The sequence below is a fragment of the Winogradskyella sediminis genome, assembly GCF_003387355.1.
Classification (GTDB): Bacteria; Bacteroidota; Bacteroidia; order Flavobacteriales; family Flavobacteriaceae; genus Winogradskyella; species Winogradskyella sediminis.
Map to the genome: position 1 here is coordinate 524,561 of NZ_QUNH01000001.1, position 22,351 is coordinate 546,911.

Annotated in this window: 22 protein-coding genes and 1 tRNA gene; 15 read left to right on the forward strand and 8 right to left on the reverse strand. The window is 34.2% G+C overall.

Annotation, left to right across the window (positions count from 1 at the left end):
* Positions 1-25: 25 nt before the first annotated feature.
* Positions 26-874, reverse strand: a complete 849-nt coding sequence (locus tag C8N41_RS02205) for an aldose 1-epimerase (RefSeq protein ID WP_170137075.1) — start codon at positions 872-874, stop codon at positions 26-28.
* Positions 875-926: 52 nt separating this feature from the next.
* Positions 927-1,925 (reverse strand): GntR family transcriptional regulator, encoded by a 999-nt coding sequence (locus C8N41_RS02210; protein ID WP_115838061.1) that lies wholly within the window; start codon positions 1,923-1,925, stop codon positions 927-929.
* A gap of 107 nt (positions 1,926-2,032) precedes the next feature.
* Between C8N41_RS02210 and galE the strand changes: the two genes are divergently transcribed.
* The gene (galE, locus tag C8N41_RS02215) at positions 2,033-3,061 is read left to right on the forward strand and encodes a UDP-glucose 4-epimerase GalE (protein WP_115838062.1); all 1,029 of its coding nucleotides are present in this window, start codon (positions 2,033-2,035) and stop codon (positions 3,059-3,061) included.
* Positions 3,062-3,069: 8 nt separating this feature from the next.
* The gene (locus C8N41_RS02220) at positions 3,070-3,684 is read left to right on the forward strand and encodes a LacI family DNA-binding transcriptional regulator (RefSeq protein WP_115838063.1); all 615 of its coding nucleotides are present in this window, start codon (positions 3,070-3,072) and stop codon (positions 3,682-3,684) included.
* 137 nt (positions 3,685-3,821) lie between these two features.
* Here the strand turns inward: C8N41_RS02220 and C8N41_RS02225 are convergent.
* From C8N41_RS02225 to C8N41_RS02235, 3 genes are all read right to left on the reverse strand, one after another.
* Positions 3,822-3,895 (reverse strand) — tRNA-Asn (locus C8N41_RS02225).
* 83 nt (positions 3,896-3,978) lie between these two features.
* Positions 3,979-5,322: an RIP metalloprotease RseP gene (gene rseP, locus C8N41_RS02230; RefSeq protein ID WP_115838064.1), complete on the reverse strand. Its 1,344-nt coding sequence runs from the start codon at positions 5,320-5,322 to the stop codon at positions 3,979-3,981.
* Between the two features lie 95 nt (positions 5,323-5,417).
* Positions 5,418-7,358 (reverse strand): M1 family aminopeptidase, encoded by a 1,941-nt coding sequence (locus C8N41_RS02235; RefSeq protein WP_170137076.1) that lies wholly within the window; start codon positions 7,356-7,358, stop codon positions 5,418-5,420.
* Between the two features lie 85 nt (positions 7,359-7,443).
* Between C8N41_RS02235 and C8N41_RS02240 the strand changes: the two genes are divergently transcribed.
* The 4 genes from C8N41_RS02240 to C8N41_RS02255 all read left to right on the forward strand — a co-directional run bounded on the left by C8N41_RS02240 (position 7,444) and on the right by C8N41_RS02255 (position 10,713).
* On the forward strand, positions 7,444-8,124 hold the full coding sequence (locus C8N41_RS02240; protein WP_115838065.1) for an SCO family protein: 681 nt from the start codon (positions 7,444-7,446) through the stop codon (positions 8,122-8,124).
* A 97-nt stretch (positions 8,125-8,221) separates the two neighbouring features.
* A complete protein-coding gene (locus C8N41_RS02245) occupies positions 8,222-8,449 on the forward strand; it encodes a FeoA family protein (RefSeq protein ID WP_172837595.1) in 228 nt (75 codons plus the stop codon).
* The gene (feoB, locus tag C8N41_RS02250) at positions 8,442-10,544 is read left to right on the forward strand and encodes a ferrous iron transport protein B (protein ID WP_115838066.1); all 2,103 of its coding nucleotides are present in this window, start codon (positions 8,442-8,444) and stop codon (positions 10,542-10,544) included. The genes C8N41_RS02245 and feoB overlap by 8 nt, the downstream gene beginning before the upstream one ends.
* A gap of 28 nt (positions 10,545-10,572) precedes the next feature.
* Complete coding sequence (locus tag C8N41_RS02255; RefSeq protein ID WP_092446125.1) at positions 10,573-10,713, forward strand: FeoB-associated Cys-rich membrane protein; 141 nt, start codon at positions 10,573-10,575, stop codon at positions 10,711-10,713.
* A gap of 236 nt (positions 10,714-10,949) precedes the next feature.
* Here the strand turns inward: C8N41_RS02255 and C8N41_RS02265 are convergent, their stop codons facing one another.
* Both C8N41_RS02265 and C8N41_RS02270 read right to left on the reverse strand, forming a co-directional pair.
* Positions 10,950-11,762 carry a DUF6503 family protein gene (locus tag C8N41_RS02265; RefSeq protein WP_115838068.1) on the reverse strand — a complete coding sequence of 271 codons (813 nt, stop codon included), beginning with the start codon at positions 11,760-11,762 and terminating at the stop codon, positions 10,950-10,952.
* Between the two features lie 119 nt (positions 11,763-11,881).
* Positions 11,882-12,535, reverse strand: a complete 654-nt coding sequence (locus tag C8N41_RS02270) for a metal-dependent transcriptional regulator (protein WP_115838069.1) — start codon at positions 12,533-12,535, stop codon at positions 11,882-11,884.
* A 101-nt stretch (positions 12,536-12,636) separates the two neighbouring features.
* Here C8N41_RS02270 and C8N41_RS02275 point away from each other — a divergent pair, with 101 nt between their 5' ends.
* From C8N41_RS02275 to C8N41_RS16880, 6 genes are all read left to right on the forward strand, one after another.
* On the forward strand, positions 12,637-14,991 hold the full coding sequence (locus tag C8N41_RS02275; protein ID WP_211318177.1) for a TonB-dependent receptor: 2,355 nt from the start codon (positions 12,637-12,639) through the stop codon (positions 14,989-14,991).
* Between the two features lie 356 nt (positions 14,992-15,347).
* Entirely contained in the window at positions 15,348-16,259 is a 912-nt protein-coding gene (locus tag C8N41_RS02280; RefSeq protein ID WP_115838071.1) for a metal ABC transporter solute-binding protein, Zn/Mn family, read from the forward strand.
* Complete coding sequence (locus tag C8N41_RS02285) at positions 16,259-16,993, forward strand: metal ABC transporter ATP-binding protein (RefSeq protein ID WP_115838072.1); 735 nt, start codon at positions 16,259-16,261, stop codon at positions 16,991-16,993. The genes C8N41_RS02280 and C8N41_RS02285 overlap by 1 nt, the downstream gene beginning before the upstream one ends.
* Positions 16,994-17,120: 127 nt before the next feature.
* Positions 17,121-18,248, forward strand: a complete 1,128-nt coding sequence (locus tag C8N41_RS02290; RefSeq protein WP_115838767.1) for a metal ABC transporter permease — start codon at positions 17,121-17,123, stop codon at positions 18,246-18,248.
* Positions 18,241-19,401, forward strand: coding sequence for a metal ABC transporter permease (locus C8N41_RS02295; RefSeq protein ID WP_115838073.1), 1,161 nt, complete (start codon positions 18,241-18,243; stop codon positions 19,399-19,401). The genes C8N41_RS02290 and C8N41_RS02295 overlap by 8 nt, the downstream gene beginning before the upstream one ends.
* Before the next feature lie 53 nt (positions 19,402-19,454).
* Positions 19,455-19,607, forward strand: coding sequence for a hypothetical protein (locus tag C8N41_RS16880; RefSeq protein ID WP_157724042.1), 153 nt, complete (start codon positions 19,455-19,457; stop codon positions 19,605-19,607).
* Positions 19,608-19,647: 40 nt separating this feature from the next.
* Here the strand turns inward: C8N41_RS16880 and C8N41_RS02300 are convergent, their stop codons facing one another.
* Entirely contained in the window at positions 19,648-20,436 is a 789-nt protein-coding gene (locus tag C8N41_RS02300) for a TerB family tellurite resistance protein (RefSeq protein WP_115838074.1), read from the reverse strand.
* Positions 20,437-20,567: 131 nt separating this feature from the next.
* Between C8N41_RS02300 and C8N41_RS02305 the strand changes: the two genes are divergently transcribed.
* The 3 genes from C8N41_RS02305 to C8N41_RS02315 all read left to right on the forward strand — a co-directional run bounded on the left by C8N41_RS02305 (position 20,568) and on the right by C8N41_RS02315 (position 22,346).
* A complete protein-coding gene (locus C8N41_RS02305) occupies positions 20,568-20,972 on the forward strand; it encodes a hypothetical protein (protein ID WP_092446109.1) in 405 nt (134 codons plus the stop codon).
* 137 nt (positions 20,973-21,109) lie between these two features.
* Entirely contained in the window at positions 21,110-21,520 is a 411-nt protein-coding gene (locus C8N41_RS02310; RefSeq protein WP_092446106.1) for a BrxA/BrxB family bacilliredoxin, read from the forward strand.
* An 88-nt stretch (positions 21,521-21,608) separates the two neighbouring features.
* Positions 21,609-22,346 carry a lysophospholipid acyltransferase family protein gene (locus tag C8N41_RS02315; protein WP_115838075.1) on the forward strand — a complete coding sequence of 246 codons (738 nt, stop codon included), beginning with the start codon at positions 21,609-21,611 and terminating at the stop codon, positions 22,344-22,346.
* Positions 22,347-22,351: the final 5 nt, after the last annotated feature.

A 22,351-nucleotide genomic window follows, 5' to 3' on the forward strand; every position in this document is an offset into this window, starting at 1 on the left:
ATTTGTTGATTGAGAAAATGACGTACTAGACTTTCTTAATCATTACGTTCCACTCCAAACTATAGCTGTCATTTGCGTTCAGCACTTGCAGTCCTGTTTTATTATTAAAACTATCTGAAACACCTGTCATAGGTTCAATGGCTATAATATTAGGGTCATTTGGTGTATATAGCTGTAAAAAATTCTCCTCACTAGAGGATTTAATAATTACATTATACTGAGGGGTTAGAAATTTTATAACATTATTTTCAAGCGCATAGGCATCATCCAATTTTTTATCCTTAACCTGAAATGGCATTACCATTTTAAAATCTGCTGTACCTGTTGTGATATTCTGATGGTCTTGTAAAAAACACTTACTACTACTATAATCCATAAAACTTTCAGTTAAATTGGAACTCGTAAAATAAGGATGCCACCCCAAAGTGAATGGAAATGGTTTTTTATCTTTATTTAAAATATCAACTTTAATTTTTATGCCTTCTGAACTTAACACATACGTTATTTTTATTTCATATTTAAATGGAAATCCAGTTGTAGGATAGTCTTCAATATAGCCTAATGTTAATGTCGCCTCACCTGAAGTAAAATGCTTATCTACAACTGAAAAGTATTTATTATACACTAAACCATGTAGCGCATTGTTTTTATCCGCTTCATTACATTGTAGATTATACGCTACACCATCAAAGTTGTAGTTTCCATCCTTTATTCTATTTGCAAAAGGAAACAAAATTGAAGACGCATAATTATCTTTATAGGTTTCCGGTTTTATCTCCGAAATGACCTCAACCTCTTCAAAAATAAACTGACTTAATCTGCCACCTTGGGTGAGACAAATATTAGCCGCTGTTTTTCCGTTGGGACTTTTCAACCTTACATAGTCTAAACCGTCCTTTGTTATGTGTGTTATTGTATACAATTGATTACAGTGATTTTCTAACTATTAAGTTATTGGGGTTTTCTATCTGAGCAAATTCATTATTTAAAATCATCTGAGCTAAACGTTTACCCATCAAATTAAAATCGGTTGAAATTGTCGTAATTCCACCTTCAACGATTTCCTTTAACAAAGAATCATTTACAGAAATAATGCCGACATCTTTAGCAATTTTCAAGTGATCTTCTTTAAGTTGTTTTATCACCCTTATCAAATCTCTATCATCTAAAAGCATATACAATTCGTCTTTTGAGAATACTCTACCAACTAAATCGTTTATAATTTCGAATTGAAATTTATGATGAGAACAAAACATTTCAAATCCTTCTTTAATGCCTTCAGGCTGCTTTTTATCAGCAAATAATAAAATGATTTTATTATATTTTTTAATTTGCGAAAGTCCTTCTGTGAGACCTTGATATATATTCTTTTTAAAATTTTGATGTACTGAAGGGTATCGAGATAACCCTTTGTGAGTCTGATCTAAAATATACACTTTATCAGTCGGAAGGTGATTAATGAAATTCTCAGTGTCTTTTAAATTAGCCGGCATAATTACATAATGGCTATACTCACCAACATTATCATGGATTAATTTATTAAAGACATCAGGATTAAAATGATGAAAAAATATATCTACCTGTACATTTTCACCAAGAGCAGCAAGAAAAGAATTATAAAGATCTTCTTTAAAGGAATTAAGTTCATCAAATAGTAGAAAAATCTTCTGACTCACACCTATATCTTCACTTACAACATAGTATCCTTTACCCACTACAGATTGTACAATTCCTCTTATTTTTAATTCATTAAAAGCATAAAGCACTGTATCTCTAGAAAGCGCATACTGGTTTTTTACACTATTTAAGGAAGGCAGCTTATCGCCTTTTTTTAAAGTACCATTAATAATTGCATCTTCAATTGATGCAATTATTTGCTTGTACTTAGGTGTACCTGTATTTTCTTTTATTGACACAATTCCCATGAAACAAATATAAAATAAATTTCAAATAAAACAAACTGGTAGGTACTAGTATGTTTTTTTAAATATACCTTATAAATTAGTGACCTCATTCTTTTAACATAAACCAAATGAAAACTAAAATTATTGTAACTGGAGGCTGTGGCTATATTGGCTCACATACTGTAATAGAATTAATTACATCGCAATTTGACGTCGTTATTTTTGACGATTTCTCTAATTCTTCTAAACAAACCCTTGAACGCATTTTTAAAATTACAGGTATAGCTCCAACCTTTATAGAGGTTGATTTAAAAGATTACGACGCTACGTTCAAAGCTTTTGAAACTCATAAAGACGCTAATGGTGTTATTCATTTCGCTGCACATAAAGCGGTAGGCGAATCTGTTAACAAACCTTTAATGTACTACAAAAACAATCTTTACTCTTTAATAAACACTTTAGAATCTCAGAGCACATTAGGTATTAGTAATTTTATATTTTCATCTTCAGCGACGGTGTATGGCACACCCAATACGTTACCTATAACGGAAGAAAACGACACACAGCGTCCTTTTTCACCTTATGGAAACACTAAAAAAATAGCAGAAGAAATACTAGATGACTTCACAAAAAGTAACACTTCATTTTCTGCAATTTCATTAAGATACTTTAACCCAATAGGCGCACATGATTCTGGCGAAATTGGCGAACTACCTAACGGAATCCCCAATAATTTGATGCCTTACATCACACAAACCGCTGCAGGAGTACGAGAAAAACTCATGGTTTACGGAAATGACTATCCTACAAAGGACGGCACTCCTATTAGAGATTACATACACGTGGTAGATTTAGCAAAAGCTCACGTCCTTGCTGTAAAACGTTTAATAAATCATCAACAAGAAAAGCCACTTGAATATTTTAATCTCGGCACAGGCATTGGTTATTCGGTCTTAGATGTTATAAATACTTTTGAGAACGCAACAGGTTGCAAACTTAACTATGAAATTACAGAAAGACGAGACGGAGATGTCCCTCAACTATACGCAGCTACCAATCTAGCTAAAGAAAAGTTAGGATGGACCGCGGTAAAAAATTTAGATGATATGATAAGTTCTTCTTGGACTTGGGAACAAAACCTGAGAAATGAAAATTAATAGCAATTATGATTCAACCTAAAACAACATTATCTGAAATATCAAAAGCACTAAATCTATCTGTATCTACAATCTCAAAATCACTGTCAGATAGTGCAGAAATAAGTATAACTACAAAGAAAAGGGTACAAGAATTTGCCAGACAATGCAATTATGTTCCCAATCATTTTGCCACAAGTTGCAGAAGAGGCTATACCAAAACTATAGGCATAATTATACCCACCATATTAGACCCATTTTATGCTAAAGTATTCATCGGCATTGAGAAATATTTAGATCAAAATAACTATAAACTTATTGTATCTATATCTGACGAATCAATTGAAAAAGAATCAAAAAATCTAACAAAAATGGGTGATGGTTCTGTGGATGGTATAATTATCTACACAACTAAAGAGACTGAATTACGCAACGACTATAGTCATATAGACTTATTCACTAAAAAACGTAAACCTGTACTAACTTTTGATAGACCTCATGAAATGATTGATAATAATACAATCATAGACCACTTGGAAACTGAAAACCTAGGCACTGAAGCAGCCAAGCTTATTTTAAAAAGAATAAAGAATGCTGAAATCAATCACTATCGCAGAAAAATTAGAATAGACACCCTTACATAGAAGACATCTAACTGATTCAGATAAATAAAGAGTAATTGACAAAGTCCCCAAATCGCAATTATCAAAAGAACTTTTCTCTTCAATACAATAATCAAAAAAGCCTCTACATTTCTGTAAAGGCTTTTAATTTAAATAAGCTCCTCTTCTTAGGCTCGAACTAAGGACCCTCTGATTAACAGTCAGATGCTCTAACCAACTGAGCTAAAGAGGAAGGTTATTTTTCGCGTTAGCGGATGCAAATATATACAGTATTTTCATTTATACAAAATGAATTATTATTTTTTTTTAAAAAAATTAATTTGTGAGTGCTTTAAAAATATCATTACCGTTGGCAAACAGCACTAATGCTATTAAAATAAAGAATCCAATGACCTGTGCACGCTCTAAAAACTTTTCGCTCGGCTTCTTGCCAGATATCATTTCAAATAATAAAAACACCACGTGACCACCATCTAATGCAGGTATAGGTAATAAATTAAGAATCCCTAACATAATAGATAAAAACGCCGTTAAACCCCAGAAATCTTGCCAAATCCATTGATCAGGGAACACATCGAAAATCGCTTTAAAGCCACCGACACCTTTATATGCACCTGTACTTGGTGTAAATATTTTTCCTAATTGATCAAAATAACCAGAAACCTGTTCTTTAAATTTATCTACACCTCCACCAAAACTTTCTAAAAAGGTATAGTCTTTATGAATGATGTCAAAATATCCTAACTCTGCAAATCTAGAATTATGCGATGCAGGAAAAACACCCATTTTACCATCTCCATTAACTTTTAGCGTCGTATTTACTTTTTCTTCTCCTCTTAAAAACGTAGCGTTTATGGATTGATTTTTATAATTCAGTAAGGTTGACTCAACTTGATCAAAATAACGTAACTCATTACCGTTTACTGAAAGTAAAATATCACCTTTTTCTAAGTTAGCTCCTTTATTTAAGGATGAATCTGGCACACTACCAACCATAAATGGAATTCTTAACTTAAAAGTTCCATTCTTTCTTTCGGCAGATGATAGCTGGCCTAAAAAATCTTTTGGAAGCACAATTTCCTTCTTCTCACCTGCTCTTTCTATCGCATACTTCTCTCCATTAACTAAATTTTTCTTTACGTCATAATAGGTGTCTACCTTCTCATCATTAATAGCTAATATTTTATCACCATTTTTAAAACCAACGTTTAGAAGCAATTCGTTTTCAATCCAAAAACCATCTTTCATACTGTCTGTTGTAACATCAGTATCTCCATAAGTAAATGAAACGGCCACATAAATAACATATGCCAAAATAAAATTCACCGTAACACCACCAAGCATAATAATTAGACGTTGCCAAGCTGGTTTAGAACGAAATTCCCAAGGTTGTGGTGGTTGAGCCATTTGCTCTTTGTCCATACTCTCATCAATCATTCCGGCGATTTTAACATAACCTCCAAGTGGCAACCACCCAATACCATATACAGTTTCACCAATTTTCTTTTTAAATAATGAAAACTTAACATCAAAAAAGAGGTAAAATTTTTCAACTTTAGTCTTAAAAAGTTTTGCCGGAATAAAGTGCCCTAGCTCATGAAGCACAATCAGCAAAGACAAACTGAGTAGAAATTGAGATATTTTTATAATAAATTCCATGTAATTTTTTTCAAATTTCGATTTGCAAAAGTAATGTATTTATCTCAAACGTATATTCAAAAAAAACTTAGCAATACGTTAAAGTAGTACCTTATCTATATTTTTATAACCTTTTTATTAATTATTTTATTCTCGGTTTCAATTTTTAAAAATAGTAAACCTGGTGCGATTGTACTTAAATTAACTTGAGACCTCCAACGATCCTGTAACAATAACTGCCCCAAACTATTATAAACCTTAATCGTTTTCACTTCTAGATGCTCTGGCTTTTCAAAATGTAAAATTGAGTTTGTAGGACTAGGGTAAACTAAAATATTGGCAGTAAAATCAACGTCTGGTACGCTTAAAGTTGCTGCGTTGTTTTTTGAAATTAAATGATAATCAGGATCAATTAACACCTCTTGAATTGTAAAATTAACCGTTTCAAAAAACTGCTGATTATCAACGGTGTGATTTAAAACAAGATCTAAGGTTTCACCTAAGGTTCCTATAACTCTAATGGGAAGATGAGCTTCGAAAAAAGAAACCGACGGATCACTTTGGGTTTGCAACACTTCTAACTGTAATTGATTATTATCTTGATGCCAGTTTACTGTATAACTTGGGTAGCCTTCATTGTAAATCCAATCCTCAAAAAAACCACTTAAATCTTCACCTGTGGTTACCTCCATAACATTTATAAAATCTGCTGTCTTGGCATAATCAAATGCTAATTCTGGCGTATCTAAATAATTCTGCAAGCCTTGGTAGAAGTCTGCATCACCTAGTTGCTGTCTTAACATATGTAAAACCATAGCACCTTTATTGTAAGATAAACGACTATTAAAAATCCTATTTACACTTGTGGTATCTTGATCTGTTAGATAGACAGCACCTCCTGGTTGCGAGGTAATACTAGATACAGTCTGCTGTCTCCAGGATTTAAAGCTTGAAGCTCCGTCTAAACCTTCAATTACTAAACCAGATAAGTAGGTTGCAAAACCTTCATTTAACCAAATATCCTTCCAACTTCCACAGGTTATTTTATTTCCAAACCATTGATGTGCTAATTCGTGCGCAATAAGCCCTCTATTAAAAGACCCCATAAATGAAACTGTAGTATGCTCCATACCACCTCCCCAACCAAATTGTGCATGACCATATTTTTCATCTGCAAATGGATATTCTTCAAACAAATTTGTAAAAAGATTCATAATATTTACCGTAACTCCTGTGTTTGCTTGGGCATAAGCTAAATCTTCAGGATAAACATAATTTACAATAGGAAAAGGATTGCCATTATTTGGCACTTCATGTGAATAGACATCATAATTAGTAACCGCAACAGCAATTAAATATGCCGGAATAAGGTGACCGTGTTTAAAATGTGTGGTTTTCTCAGATCCATCTATCAACTGACTTTGTTCTACGCCATTGGATACAGCAACATACTCCTTGTTTAATGGATTTAATACAGGAGTAGTGATATAGACATCTATAGCATCTATTTTATCATTTAAATCTTGTTTACAAGGCCACCAACCTTTGGCTCCATATGGTTCTGACAGCGTCCAAATTACAGGATCATTATCCGAACCATGTGTAGTTTGCTCAAAAGAACCAAAACCTGAACTAACAGGATTTCCAGAGTAGCTTATGGTTAATGAATCTATAATCCCTTCAGCCTGAACGGTAGGTAAGGTTATAATTAACTCGTCATCCGAATTTTGACTATAACTTAAACTCGTGCCACGTTGAAGTACTTGAGAAACCATCATATTATCAGCCAAATCAAAGGTAATTTCCGTCATCGCCTCTTTCGCTTCAAAATACGTGGTTACATCACCAGAAATCTCTGCTACGGAGGGATCAATGTTCAATTCTAACCGGTGATATTTAACATCATAATTTCCAGTATTAAAATTTTGAGTATTCATCATTTGGCGCAATGCTGTATTGGCTTCAGACGAACGAATGGCATTTAAAGTCTCGTGGTAATCTTGTGCATTTAATTGTATAGAAAATAATAGAAGTAAACAGATAATAAATGGCTTCACAATAGTCGTTTTAATGTTAAAAATAAAGCTTTTCTTGAGTTTCAGTCGTATTTTTACACCACAATTATCTTTTAATACATACCTGATGTCTTTTCTTTCATTTTTTAGAGGTTACAAAAACTTCGGCATATTCTTCACCATCCTTTGTATAATCATCATAACAATTATCTATAACATCTTAAATGTTAAACAACCTTTACCAATTTATCAACCCGGTATGGTGAGCGAAGAGCTTGTAGATAGCACCATTCAATACAAATTAAAATATCACAAAATTGCAGATTTCAGTTTAACCAATCAAAATGGAGAAACGGTAACGCAAAACAACTATAAAGACAAAATTTATGTTGCCGATTTCTTTTTTACGACCTGCCAGACTATTTGCCCCATTATGACAGATCATATGGAACAAATCCAAAACGAAATTATTAATGATAATGAAGTAATGCTACTCTCACATTCCGTAACACCAAAAATTGATCGTGTTGCACAATTAAAAAAATACGCCAGAGAAAAAGGTGTTATAGATAGAAAATGGAATTTAGTGACTGGTGATAAAAAACAAATCTACGAACTCGCCAGAAAAAGTTATTTAGCTGTAAAAACAGATGGTAATGGTGATCAGTACGACATGATCCATACAGAAAATTTTATGCTCATTGATAAAAAGCGTCAAATTAGAGGCTTTTATGACGGCACAAATCCTGAGGATATCAATCAACTTTTAAAAGATATTGAAACCCTAAAATACTTCGGCGGATCCTAGTTTAACCTAGAAGTTTTAAATATTCATTGTCTCGCTTTTTACACTAATAAATTTCCATTACTTTTGCTTCTTTAAAATTATTCTAAATAAGCAAAAGTTGACATTAGCAGAATTAAAACGCGGACAACAAGGCATCATTATAGATGTATCTTCTATTCATATTCCTTTAAAACTTCTCGAAATGGGGTGTTTGCCAGGCAACAGTGTAGAGCTTGTTCAGGTGGCTCCTTTTGCAGATCCAATGTACTTAAACATTAACGGTACACACTTGGCTATTAGAAAAGAAACGGCTATTCATATTTTAATAGAAACTGCGCATGAGTAAGCAAATCAATGTTGCGTTAATAGGAAATCCAAATACAGGAAAAACATCTGTATTCAATGCGCTTACGGGTTTAAACCAAAAAGTAGGAAACTATCCTGGTATTACAGTTGAAAAGAAAGAAGGTATTTGCAAACTGCCTCGTGGAGTTAAAGCACACATTATTGATTTACCCGGAACCTATAGCTTAAATGCGTCTTCACTAGATGAAAATGTTGTTATAGAACTACTTCTTAATAAAACGGATAAAGATTACCCTGATGTTGCTATTGTAGTAAGTGATGTCGAAAATTTAAAACGAAATCTTTTATTATTTACCCAAATTAAAGATTTAGAAATTCCGACCATATTAGTCATTAATATGTCCGATAGAATGGCTTATAAGGGTATTTCATTAGACATTGGGTATTTAGAACAAGAATTAAATACTAAAATAGCGCTCATCAGTACCAGAAAAAACGAAGGTATCCAAGCGCTTAAAGAACTCATAACACATTATAAGGAACTACCTACCGAACCATGTTTGGATGCTTCATCTATTGACGAAGCTTACTTTAATAATTTAAGAAAAGCTTTTCCAAACCAATTATTATATAAATTGTGGTTGGTGATTACTCAAGATGTCAATTTCGGAAAAACAGACCGTCAGACCTTTGAAGCTGTTGAAGACTTCAAAACCAAATCTAACGCAGATTTAAAACGACTTCAGCAAAAAGAAACCATAAAGCGCTACCAGTTTATCAATAAAACGCTAAAAAAAGGGCAGACAATTGATTTGAATTCGGCAAAAGACTTGCGCATTAAACTCGACCGCATCTTAACTCATAAAGTTTGGGGTTATTTAATTTTTGGTATCATTTTACTCTTAATTTTTCAAGCCATATACGATTGGTCTAGCGTTCCAATGGACTTTATTGATAGTTCATTTGCGGCTCTAAGTGAATGGACAAAGAACACCTTACCCGAAGGTGCTTTTACCAATTTATTAGCCGAAGGTATTATTTCTGGATTGGGTGGAATTGTAATTTTTATTCCTCAAATTGCCTTTTTATTCTTGTTTATTTCCATTCTTGAAGAAAGTGGTTATATGAGTCGTGTTGTCTTTTTAATGGATAGAATTATGCGACGATTTGGACTTAGCGGAAAAAGCGTAGTGCCCTTAATTTCTGGTACTGCTTGTGCGATTCCGGCTATCATGGCAACCCGAAACATTGAAAGTTGGAAAGAGCGTTTAATCACCATTTTAGTCACACCATTTACTACCTGTTCGGCCAGATTACCGGTTTACCTCATTATTATTGCTTTAGTAATTCCAGAAGGTCGTTTTCTGGGTATTCTCAGCTACCAAGCGCTTACTTTAATGCTGTTGTACCTTATTGGTTTTGGAGCCGCAGTAGGGTCTGCATGGATTTTAAATAAAGTGTTAAAAATTAAAACGAAGAGTTTCTTTGTGGTAGAAATGCCCAATTACAAATTGCCTTTATTTAAAAATGTGGCTTTAACCGTTTTAGAGAAAACAAAAGCTTTTGTATTTGGAGCGGGTAAAATAATCCTTGCAATATCTATTGTATTGTGGTTTTTAGCGTCTTATGGTCCTGGTGATAAATTTAATAATGCAGAAACTATTGTTACAGAACGCTACGCTTCAGAAAATTTATCTGACGACGAATTAGAACAAAAAATAGCATCACACAAATTAGAGCATTCGTTTATTGGTATCGCAGGTCATGCCATAGAACCAGCAATTAGACCTCTAGGTTACGACTGGAAAATTGGTATTGCTATTGTAAGTTCTTTTGCTGCACGAGAAGTATTTGTTGGCACCTTAGCTACCATTTATAGTGTAGGAAACGACGAAGAGGAAACCATTAAAAATAGAATGGCTGGCGAAGTAAATCCTATTTTAGGTGGACCGCTTTTTAATTTTGCTTCCGGAATTTCCTTATTGCTCTTTTATGCCTTTGCAATGCAATGTATGAGTACACTAGCCATTGTAAAAAAAGAAACGAATTCATGGAAATGGCCTATCTACCAATTAGTAATCATGAGTGGTTTTGCTTATATTGTAGCATTGGTGGCTTATCAATTATTAATATAATCGCTTAGAATTTTAAAAAATTAAATTTATGAATATCATAATTCAAAACATATTAGTTTTCTTAGCATTAGCCATGGCATTACTTTTTTTAGTGCGAAAATTTATTTGGACTCCTAAGAAAAAAACAACAAAAGCTTGTGGTGGTGACGATGGTTGCGGATGCCACTAAACCTTATTTTTATTGCTTATTATTTTGATTATAAATATGACAAAGCTGTGTTTATAAAAGACAGCTTTAGTAGCATTAGTATTTGTCTTTTTATTCCTGCCCTTGTATTGGTCTTTTTATTAAACTTTACCTTCGTCTATGATGTTTGCCTCATAGCTATAGAAATTAGTATTGTTTTTGCATTAAAAGGATTTATGCAAAACAAGTCACGGTAAGATATAATTTAGAGTCTGTATTTACTTTTCTACAAAACCTTCAGGAATAGAAAAAGTATCTGCATCTGCCTTCACAAATTCTACATTGCTTAAGGTTGCATTTCCGATAACTTTACCTAAACCATTGTCTTTAGACCATTCATAAAATTCCCAATGGTGCGCTACAGGCACATCTTCTATCATTTTATAATTAGTATAACCAATAGCATGAGGATCTGACTCAGCAGCTGCTTTCGATTTATTTACCGTTACAATATATGCTACATAATCAATCATATGTGTTTTAGGGTCGCTATACACAATATACCAATCATCTGGTGCATCTCCAGTGTTTGCTTCAAACGTTAATGTTTGTGCATTATACGCTGTATCATCAAGATTTAGTGTTTCAACATCAGACCAAATTGTACCGTCATCGCTTAACTTATTAGGAAATAGTAAAAAATACATCCATGTGTAAGCATCAAATCGTGCTGCTTTTTCATTTTTAAGATTTTTAGAATGAAACACCTTTGCTCCATCATAATAAATTGAAGCACCATCATTTAACTCAATCTTTCCTTTAGTAGAATTGGTAAGAAACGTCATTTTTCCATTTAATCGCTCATTACCGCCAAAATTGATAACCATATCTAGACTTATCGCATCATGAGACAAAAATGCTTCTTTGTTATAAGCTTTTTCAATGGTTTCTACTGGTGTTAAAGCAACTGTTTCTGTTACCGCAGACTCAGTGATCTCAACAGCTTTCGTTTCCTTTTTTTCGTTTTTACAACTTACTACAAGTGTTAAGAGTAGTAAACCAATAAGGCCAGATTTTAACATATAAGACATAATTATTATTTTTTAATGAGCGTTAGTTCAAAATTAGCTTTAAAACCCACACCAAGACTAAGGTTTTATGCTTTTAAGATAAATTTAGCTTTTTTAATAGAATTACTAAACTTTACTAATTAAACCTTCTTTATATATAAATTTTTAGCCACGCTTTGTGAGACCACAATTTCAGAATTTTCTAATGAAATTTTTATAGAATTATCAAAAGGTTCTTTATGATTTATCGTGATGACCGTTCCTAATGCAATTTTATTACTGTCTAAATACTTTAAAAACTTAGAAGACGAATCATCAACTCCCACACACTTATAAGTTGCACCAACTTCTGCCTTCGCCAAAACAATTTTTTCAATATGCTTAAAATTTCCTGCTTTGTCTGGTATCGGATCTCCATGCGGATCATTGGTTGGGTGGCCTAAAAACGCATCGAGCTCATCAATTAATTTATCAGATTGAATATGCTCTAAATGTTCGGCCACTTCATGCACCTCATCCCAAGTAAAGTTCAATTTCTCTACTAAAAACACTTCCCACAAACGGTGACGTCTAATCACATTTACCGCATAATCCCGACCAGCATCAGAAAGCGTAGCGCCTTGATACGGAATATGTGTAAGCATATTTTTTTCTGCTAATTTCTTTACCATGTCAGTGGCCGACGATGCCTTAGTTTTCATTTCTTCAGCAAGAGCATTAGTCGACACTCCTTTTGGAAATTGCTGCTCTAAATGGTAAATGGCTTTGAGGTAATTTTCTTCTGCTAATGTCACTAATTTCTAATTTACACAAAGATAATTTTTTTTATCAACAATATAATTTTTAGATTTGTCTAAATTTTAATTTAAATAAAACTAAACAAATATTTATTTATATGAAATATATAACCTTACTCAGCTTCTTTATCATTAATATAGTATCTGCACAAAACGGTAAAGTTTCAATTTCTGGTCAAATAACCTCAGCAGGCGCACCCATACCTTATGCCAGTATTTATGTAAAAAGCGGTACACAAGGAACAGACACAGATAAAAACGGCTATTATAAATTAGACCTAAACGCAGAAAAACTCACACTCGTGGTTCAAGCCCAAGGTTACCGAACTCAAGAAAAATTAGTCAACTTAACCGAAGGTAATTCTCAAATAATCAATTTTAACATAACCGAAGATGTCCTTGGATTAGATCAAGTTGTGGTTAGCGCTACCCGAAATCGAATCAGTAAAAAAGAAGCTCCGGTGATTGTTAAAGTATTAAGTCCTAAATTATTTAACGCCACACAATCCGCATCTTTAGCGGATGGTTTAAATTATCAGCCTGGCGTGCGTGTAGAAACCAATTGCCAAAACTGTGGCTTTACGCAAGTTCGCATGAATGGCTTAGAAGGGCAATACACCCAAATATTAGTCAATAGTAGACCTGTATTTAGTGCACTTAATGGCGTTTATGGTTTAGAGCAAATTCCTGTAAGTGTCATAGACCGTGTAGAGGTTGTCCGCAGTGGCGGTTCTGCCCTCTTCGGCTCTAATGCCATCGCTGGGACAATTAACGTCATTACTAAAGAACCTGTTACTGATGGGTGGGAAATAAATTCTACACTTGCCTTAATAGATGGTAAAACTGCAGATCGTAATGTTAATATTAACGGCTCTGTAGTTAGCGAAGATTTAGCAAGTGGAGTTACCGTTTATGGAATTTTCAGAGATCGAGACGCTTACGATGCAAATGGAGATGGATTTAGTGAAATTACCCAATTAACCAATAATTCTTTAGGAATGAAATCCTTTTTAAGACCCAATGACAATAGTAGAATTGGTCTCGATTTTACAGCCATACGCGAGAATAGACGCGGTGGAAATAAACTAAATTTATCACCACAGTTTACAGATGTTACCGAAGCTCTAGACCACAACACTATATTTTCAGGTTTAGATTACGAACACTTTAACGACAAACGCACACAAACTATAAGCCTTTACACCTCTATTCAACATACCAATAGAGATAGTTATTACGGCGGACTTGGAGGTGGAAGAACCGCTGAAGATTCCACCGTGGCAAATAATGCCTTCGGAAACACTAAGGATTTAGCTTTTGTTACTGGTGCAAAATTCAACCATACATTTAATAATAGTGATATCATCACTACAGGATTAGAATATCAGTTAAACGATACTGATGATGCTATTATGGGTTACAACCGACTTGTAGATCAGACAGTAAATAGCATTGGTCTTTATGGACAATATGAATGGAAACCTACAGCTAAATTTTCTGCACTTATCGGAGCACGTTTAGACCATGTAACGGTTGATGGATATTACACTATTGAAACCGTTGAAAGCACTTCAAATGTTTCAGAAACTGTATTAAGTCCCAGGCTTACGCTACTCTACAACCTAACCGACAAACTTCAATTAAGAGGTGGATATGCACGTGGGTTTAGAGCACCTCAGGCCTTTAATGAAGACTTACATATTTCTTCTGTTGGTGGCGAACAGCGTTTTGTTATCTTATCTCATAACCTAAAAAGTGAATTTTCAAACGCCTACACAGCATCTCTTGATTATTACAAAGATTTCAACAACACACAAACCAATTTATTATTAGAAGGATTTTACACCACATTAGAAAACCCGTTTACCATTGTAAGTACAGGTGCTGTTTTAACTAACGGTTCTATTTTAGAGGAAACCAGAAATGGTGCTGGTGCTTATGTCGCAGGAGCGAATATTGAATTAAGTATTTCTCCAAGTCCGGATTTGTTTTTTCAAGCAGGTGTAACTGTACAAAAATCAATCTATAAAGGCGATCAAATTTTGTTTGAAGCCGATGAAAGCCTACCTGAAGAACATGATGTCGCACTCAATAAATTTATTAGAACACCTAATACTTATGGATTTATTACAAGCAATTGGCAAATCAGCGAATCTTTAAAATTAGATATTACAGGAAATTATACAGGTACTATGGTTGTTCCTCTTGTTGTAAGTGATTCTGGTTTTGTAACTTTAAATGAAACGGAATCCTTTTTTGATATCACCACCAAACTCACTTATCATTTTGATCCTGTACCTAACTTTCATGTAGAATTGAGTGGAGGGGTTCAAAATCTTTTAGATCGTTATCAAAGTGATTTCGACTCTGGTGCAGATAGAGATTCAACCTACATCTACGGACCTAATAGGCCACGCACCATTTTTATTGGGCTCAAATTTGGTGATTTTTAAAAACGAATGTATGAGGAAGCCTGTTCTTTTCACGATACAAATAAGTTTTATAGTACAAATCATCATGGCCCAATCAGATTTTAAAATTCACTAAAAAACATAGTCTAAACTTGAAAACGCTATTGACCAAGTTTACGCTCACAGTAACTTTAATTTTTAATCGCAATTTCATCATTCAACAGAAAGTCGAACAAAACTAAACCACTCAAAGCATATTAAACCTACGTAACAAATAATGAGCAGAACCATTAGTTTTAACCAAAGAAAAGCAGTTTGACATGGGTTTAATAATTCAGCCTCAAACCACAATACAAGTATTTCAATTTTTAGTAACTTCGCAATAAATATTTAGATGTATGAAAAAAATAATTTTCCTAATAGCTATCACCTTGATTTTTACAAACTGTAAAGATGAAGCTAAGGATAATGGCCAACTAAATATCGTAACCACCACCACCATGATTACCGATTTAGTAAAAAATATTGGAGGAGATATGGTGAATATTGAAGGCTTAATGGGCTCTGGAGTCGACCCTCACTTATACAAAGCCAGTGAAGGCGATGTCAACAAATTGGTCAACGCTGATATCATTTTTTATAATGGTTTGCATTTAGAAGGAAAGCTCGTAGAAGTTTTTGAAAAAATGGGAAGTCAAACCAAAACACCTATAGCACTAGCTGATGCCTTAGATAAAAACACACTTATTGGTTCGGAATATTTTGCCTCTAATTTTGATCCTCACGTATGGTTTGATATTAGCTATTTCAAACAATTTGCAGAAAAAGTTGCAACAATTCTATCTGAAAAAAATCCTGAAAATACAGCAAGCTTCCAAGCAAATAAAAACACTTACATATCCAAATTAGATACACTTCAAACTAAAATAAATCAGGTTATAGCAACGCTTCCAAAAGAAAAAAGAATTCTTGTTACAGCACACGATGCCTTTAATTATTTCGGAAAAGCCTACGGTTTTGAAGTTGTTGGTCTGCAAGGCATCTCAACAGCTACTGAAGCAGGTGTTCAAGATGTTCAAAAATTAGCTACATTTATTATCGAAAAACAAATTAAAGCCATATTTGTAGAAAGCTCTGTACCCAAACGTACCATAGAAGCTTTACAAGCGGCAGTAAAATCTAAAGGACACGACGTTAAAATTGGTGGCACTTTATATTCTGATGCCCTTGGAAATGCTGGCACAGTAGAAGGCACTTATATTGGCATGTTTGAATATAATGTGAATACAATTGTAAATGCTTTAAAATAATGAATAAAATAGCCGTAAAAGTTGATGATTTAACAGTTGCCTACAACTACAAGCCCGTACTTTGGGATATTGATTTAAAAATTCCCGAAGGTGTTCTTATGGCTATAGTAGGACCTAACGGAGCAGGAAAATCGACACTTATAAAATCAATTTTAGGCATTTTAAAACCTATTGCTGGTAGCGTTAGTATTTACGGTAAACCCTATGAAAAACAACGACAACTTGTCGCTTATGTACCTCAAAAAGGTAGTGTGGATTGGGATTTTCCAACTACGGCATTAGATGTAGTAATGATGGGAACTTATGGCAGTTTGGGATGGATAAAACGCCCTGGACAAAAAGAAAAAAAAGCAGCATTGGAAGCTTTAGAAAAAGTAGGTATGTTAGCCTTTAAAAATCGACAAATCAGCCAGCTTTCTGGTGGACAACAACAACGTATATTTTTAGCGCGCGCATTAGTGCAAAACGCATCTATTTATTTTATGGATGAACCATTTCAAGGTGTGGATGCAACCACTGAAATCGCCATCATTAATATCTTAAAAGAATTACGAAAGGCAGGCAAAACTGTAATTGTAGTCCATCATGATTTACAAACGGTTCCTGAATATTTTGATTGGGTGACCTTTTTAAACGTGAAGAAAATTGCCACAGGACCTGTAAGAGATATTTTTAATGACGATAATTTAACGAAGACTTATGGTATTAATTATCAGGTGAGTATTCAGGAGTAACTGTCATTCCTACGAAGGCAGGAATCTGAATTAATTAAAATTTTAAGAGTGGATTCCTGCTTTCGCAGGAATGACAAATAAAACAAATAACGATTGTAAGAGCAAAAATCTTGCTACTACAAAAACAATGGACATAACAAAATACATAGAGCTCGTCTTCACCGACTACACCTTACGAACCATCACACTCGGCACAGCCATTTTAGGTGCTGTAACGGGAATGTTAGGTAGTTTTGCCGTACTTAGAAAGCAAAGTTTATTAGGTGACGCTATTTCTCATGCGGCTTTACCAGGTATTGCTATTGCCTTTTTAATTACAGGTGCAAAGGACAGCAACACCTTATTAATTGGTGCATTAATCAGTGGTTTAATCGGTACGTTTTGGATTAGAGGCATTGTGACTAAAACCCATTTAAAATCAGATACCGCTTTAGGTTTAATTCTATCCTTATTTTTTGGTTTTGGAATGCTTCTACTCACTTTTATTCAAAAACAACCCAATGCCAACCAAGCGGGTTTAGACAAGTACCTCTTTGGGCAAGCAGCTACTTTAGTAGAAAGCGACGTATGGCTAATGGCTATTATTACAGGTATTTGTTTAATAGTCATGCTCACCTTCTGGAAAGAGTTTAAAATCCTACTTTTTGATGCCGATTACACCAAAACCTTAGGTTTCAACACCAAATTTATAGATATCCTCATTACAACTTTTATTGTTTTGGCTATTGTACTCGGACTACAAACTGTGGGTGTTGTTTTAATGAGCGCTATGCTTTTAGCACCAGCTGCTGCTGCCAGACAATGGACCAATAGTTTATCGGTTATGGTGGTATTAGCCGCCTTATTTGGAGCGTTTTCGGGTGTTTTTGGTACAGCGATTAGTGCGAGTCAAGATAATTTGTCTACAGGTCCTGTGATTGTTTTGGTAGCTGGTGTTTTTGTGGTGTTTTCATTTATATTTTCACCAAATCGCGGTTTACTATTTAAACAAATACGTTTTATCAAAAACCGACGCGACTTAGAACTGCATAAAACACTAGCATTTATGCATCATATTGCCGAAACTCATGAAGACATTTCTCACCCACACGCAGTAAAACTTTTAAATAATTTTCAAGGGTACACCCGTTCTACACTTCAAAAGTTAGTAGATAAAAATTACGTTCAACTTCATGGCAATATGTGGAGTTTAACCAAAACAGGTTTTGAGGTCGCTTCTAATTTATACACTAAACAATCTACTGAAGATGAGTAACGCACAACTAGAAATACAACTTATTGCAAGTTTAGTTGCCGTGGCTTGTGCCATTCCTGGGACGTTTTTAGTACTGCGAAAAATGGCAATGATAAGTGATGCCATTAGTCACTCTATCTTACCTGGTATTGTGATCGGTTTTTTTATTACTCAAGATTTAAATTCGCCTATATTAATTTTGTTGGCCGCTTTAACCGGAATTATTACGGTTGTTCTAGTCGAATACATTCAGAAAACAGGTTTAGTAAAAGAAGACACTGCTATTGGCTTAGTGTTTCCGGCATTGTTTAGTATCGGTGTCATTCTTATTGCTAAAAATGCCAATGACGTACATTTAGATGTTGACGCTGTTTTGTTAGGAGAATTAGCCTTTGCTCCATTTGATAGATTACTTATTGGAGGTACAGATGTTGGTCCAAAATCACTTTGGGTTATCGGTACAATTCTTCTTGTTACAATAGCTTTGCTCATTCTATTTTTTAAAGAATTAAAACTAAGCACGTTCGACAAAGGTTTAGCGGCTTCCTTAGGGTTTTCTCCAGCGATAATCCATTACGGATTAATGTCAGTATCGTCTATAACTACAGTAGGAGCTTTTGATGCCGTTGGTGCTATTTTGGTCGTCGCTTTAATGATTGCACCTGCGGCTGCAGCTTATTTATTGACCACAGATTTAAAGAAAATGCTTGCCTTAGCAATTACTTTTGGAGTTTTTAGTGCCATTTTGGGGTATTGGGTAGCACATTGGTTAGATGCCTCTATTGCTGGATCCATAACAACCGTTCTTGGATTCGTATTTTTATTAGTGTATTTATTTGCACCTTCAAAAGGTATTATTGCTGTGATGTATAGAGAAAAACAGCAACGCACCGAAGTATCACTACTCACATTTCTATTACACCTAAAAAATCATGATGAAATTGAAGAACGCCACGTCAATCACCTTAACGAACACATTAACTGGCAAAAAGTACGCTCTAAAACGGTATTAGAATTGGCTTTAAAAAACAATATGATTCATATTGAAAATAATATTGTTTCCCTTACTAAAAAGGGCAACAATTTTACCTCTAAGGCTATTAATTATATCATCACTAACGAAGACACTCAAATTGAAGATATGAAGGATGATTTTTTCTTATTTAGAGGTTAAAACTGAAAGACCTCTAAGTTTATTTCGACTCAGATTATTATGTTTGCAAAATTATGATGAATCTACTCAACTATCTTACCGGTAAAAACGGATTAATCCTTATAGGATTTGTGGTGTTATGTGTCTTTATTTATAACAAATATAAAACGCAACGTTACTTTAAACATGTAGAAAAACGCCTTAATGAGAAAGAAAAGAAGAAATAAACTTTTCAAGCCTAATCTACTTTTTCAACATGACGAAGCTTTATTTAAACCCTCGCTCGTTCTGAATGTGCTCATAAGCTTCCTGCACTTGTCTAAATTTTTCTTCTGCTCCTTCCTGATGTTCTTTACCTAAGTGGCCCACACGATCTGGATGGTATTTTTTAGCCATCGCTCTATACGCTTTTTTCACCTCAGCATCTGAAACGGATTTATCAATTTCTAATATTTTATAAGCATTATCACTACTGTTATAAAACATCGCTTTAATACTTTCAAAATCTCTATTGCTAATACCAAGATAACCCGTTATTGTATATACCTGGCGTAATTCATCTTCAGTAACGATACCGTCTGCTTTAGCAATTCCGAATAAAAAATGAAGCAATTGTAAACGCGATGCATGGTCCATCATTTGCTTAATTTGCAAACACACTTGTCGTGTAGAAATATTTTGTTTGTTAATACGCTTAAACAACTCAAAAGCTTTATTGGCCCTATCTTTACCGTACATGTTGGTAAATTGGTGACGTACAAAATCTAATTCGCGCTGATCTTGTTTTCCATCCGCTTTTATAATAATAGATGCCAAAATTAAAAGACTCACTTCAAAATCACCAGACTGTGTTCGTGGTCGAGACGTTCTTTGTCCATAATTGGGTTGGGTACGGTAAGTATCGCGTTGTCGTCCAGATTGACGATCGCCAATTAAAGGCGTACCGCTATCGGTTAAATTATCGACAAAACTACCTAAAGCCAATCCTAAAATAGCACCAATTGGGCCACCAAATGACCACCCTAAAGCACCACCAATCCATTTTGCAAAACTCATATTTTATTTTTGATTTTCTAAAGCTGTAAAGATACTATATGTTAGTGGGATGAAAATAGAATTTGTTACGTTTTGTGCGCAACCATTTGTATAAATATCTATCTTATAAGCATAACCAAAACCTTAATATCATGAAAACTTATTTTTATTTTCTAGCCTTAATGCTTCTTACACTAAGCTGTAAAAGCGATGACGACGCAGACCAAAATTTAAATCCTACGCTAATTGGATCTTGGTCTTTAGTAAATGTTTCTGGCGGTTTTGCTGGTGTTGATGATGATTTTAACGACGGAGTAATTCTGTGGAACTTTACTAATAACCCTTCGGAGATTACAATTACCAATACTAATACAACTGAGGTAGTACATAGTGGCTACCCTTCTGGAACCTATAGTTATGAAATCGAAACAACCCCTAATGACACCATTGTAGTTATTGAGAATACAGATTTGAGAATTATAAGCTTAACCACAAATCAACTCATTTTAGATGAAGGGATGGTTTCTGACGGTTTTCAATATACTTTTAATAAATAGTCTTAGTTTTTTTCGACGTTATTAGTACTATTGAAAACCAAAATACCACAATTCAAACTGCTAACTGAAGACTAAGGACTGCCGACATATTTTCATTATCTTTGCAATTCAAATTAGATTAATTAAAATTTAAAAATATGTATCCAGCAGAATTAGTAAAACCAATGCGTGAAGATTTAAGCAGCGCAGGTTTTGAAGAATTACATACGCCAGAAGCTGTAGAAAATGCAATTGCAAAAGAAGGTACAACTTTAGTGGTTGTAAATTCAGTTTGTGGTTGTGCAGCTGCCAATGCAAGACCAGGAGCGAAATCGAGTTTACAGAACGAAAAAACACCAGACCATACGGTAACTGTTTTTGCAGGTGTAGACAAAGAAGCGGTGAATGCTGCTAGAGCTCACATGGTTCCTTTTCCTCCAAGTTCGCCTTGTATGGCATTGTTTAAAGATGGGGAATTAGTACATATGTTGGAGCGTCATCATATTGAAGGAAGACCTGCAGAATTAATTGCAGAGAACCTTAAAGATGCTTACAACGAGTATTGCTAAGCCTAAGATTTTTAAAAACTTATAGATTTAAACCACGATTTTTATCGTGGTTTTTTTATTCCTAAACCGCATTGATTACCTTTGCCACATGAGAAAACTACTAGCCTATCCGCTTTCGGTTGTGTTTTATTTATGCTTTGGATTAACCTTAGTTGTATTTCATATTATCCAATGGATTAGCTTTAATGCATTTGGTTATAAAGCGCTTAAAATAAGTGTTGATTGGTTGCAGTTTTTTATTATGCGCTGTCTTAATCTCTTAGGGACAAGAATTTCTTTTTACAACCCATACCAAATTAGTACAGACCGACCTTTAATCATAGTTTGCAATCATCAAAGTATGTTTGACATATCACCAATTATGTGGCATTTGCGCAAACACCACGTAAAATTTGTATCGAAAAAAGAATTAGGCAAAGGTATTCCTAGCGTCTCATATAACTTAAGACATGGTGGCTCGGTTTTAATAGACCGAAAAAATCCTAGACAATCCTTATCTGCAATGATGACCTTTGGAGATTATATTGAAAAAACCAAAAGAGCAGCCGTTATTTTCCCCGAAGGTACACGTAGTAAAACGGGTGTTCCGAGACCATTTAAAACTAAAGGTCTAGAAATGCTGATAAAAAAAGTACCTTCTGCACTTATTGTTCCTATCACCGTTAACAACTCTTGGAAAATGTTACGCTACGGTAATTTTCCAATGGGCATAGGAAATCATATGACTTTTACCGTACATAAGCCCGTAGAAATTATTAACTTTACAGATAAGACCGAATTAATTCAACATGTTGAACAAACTATTGTTGACGGTATAAAAAAGTAACCCTT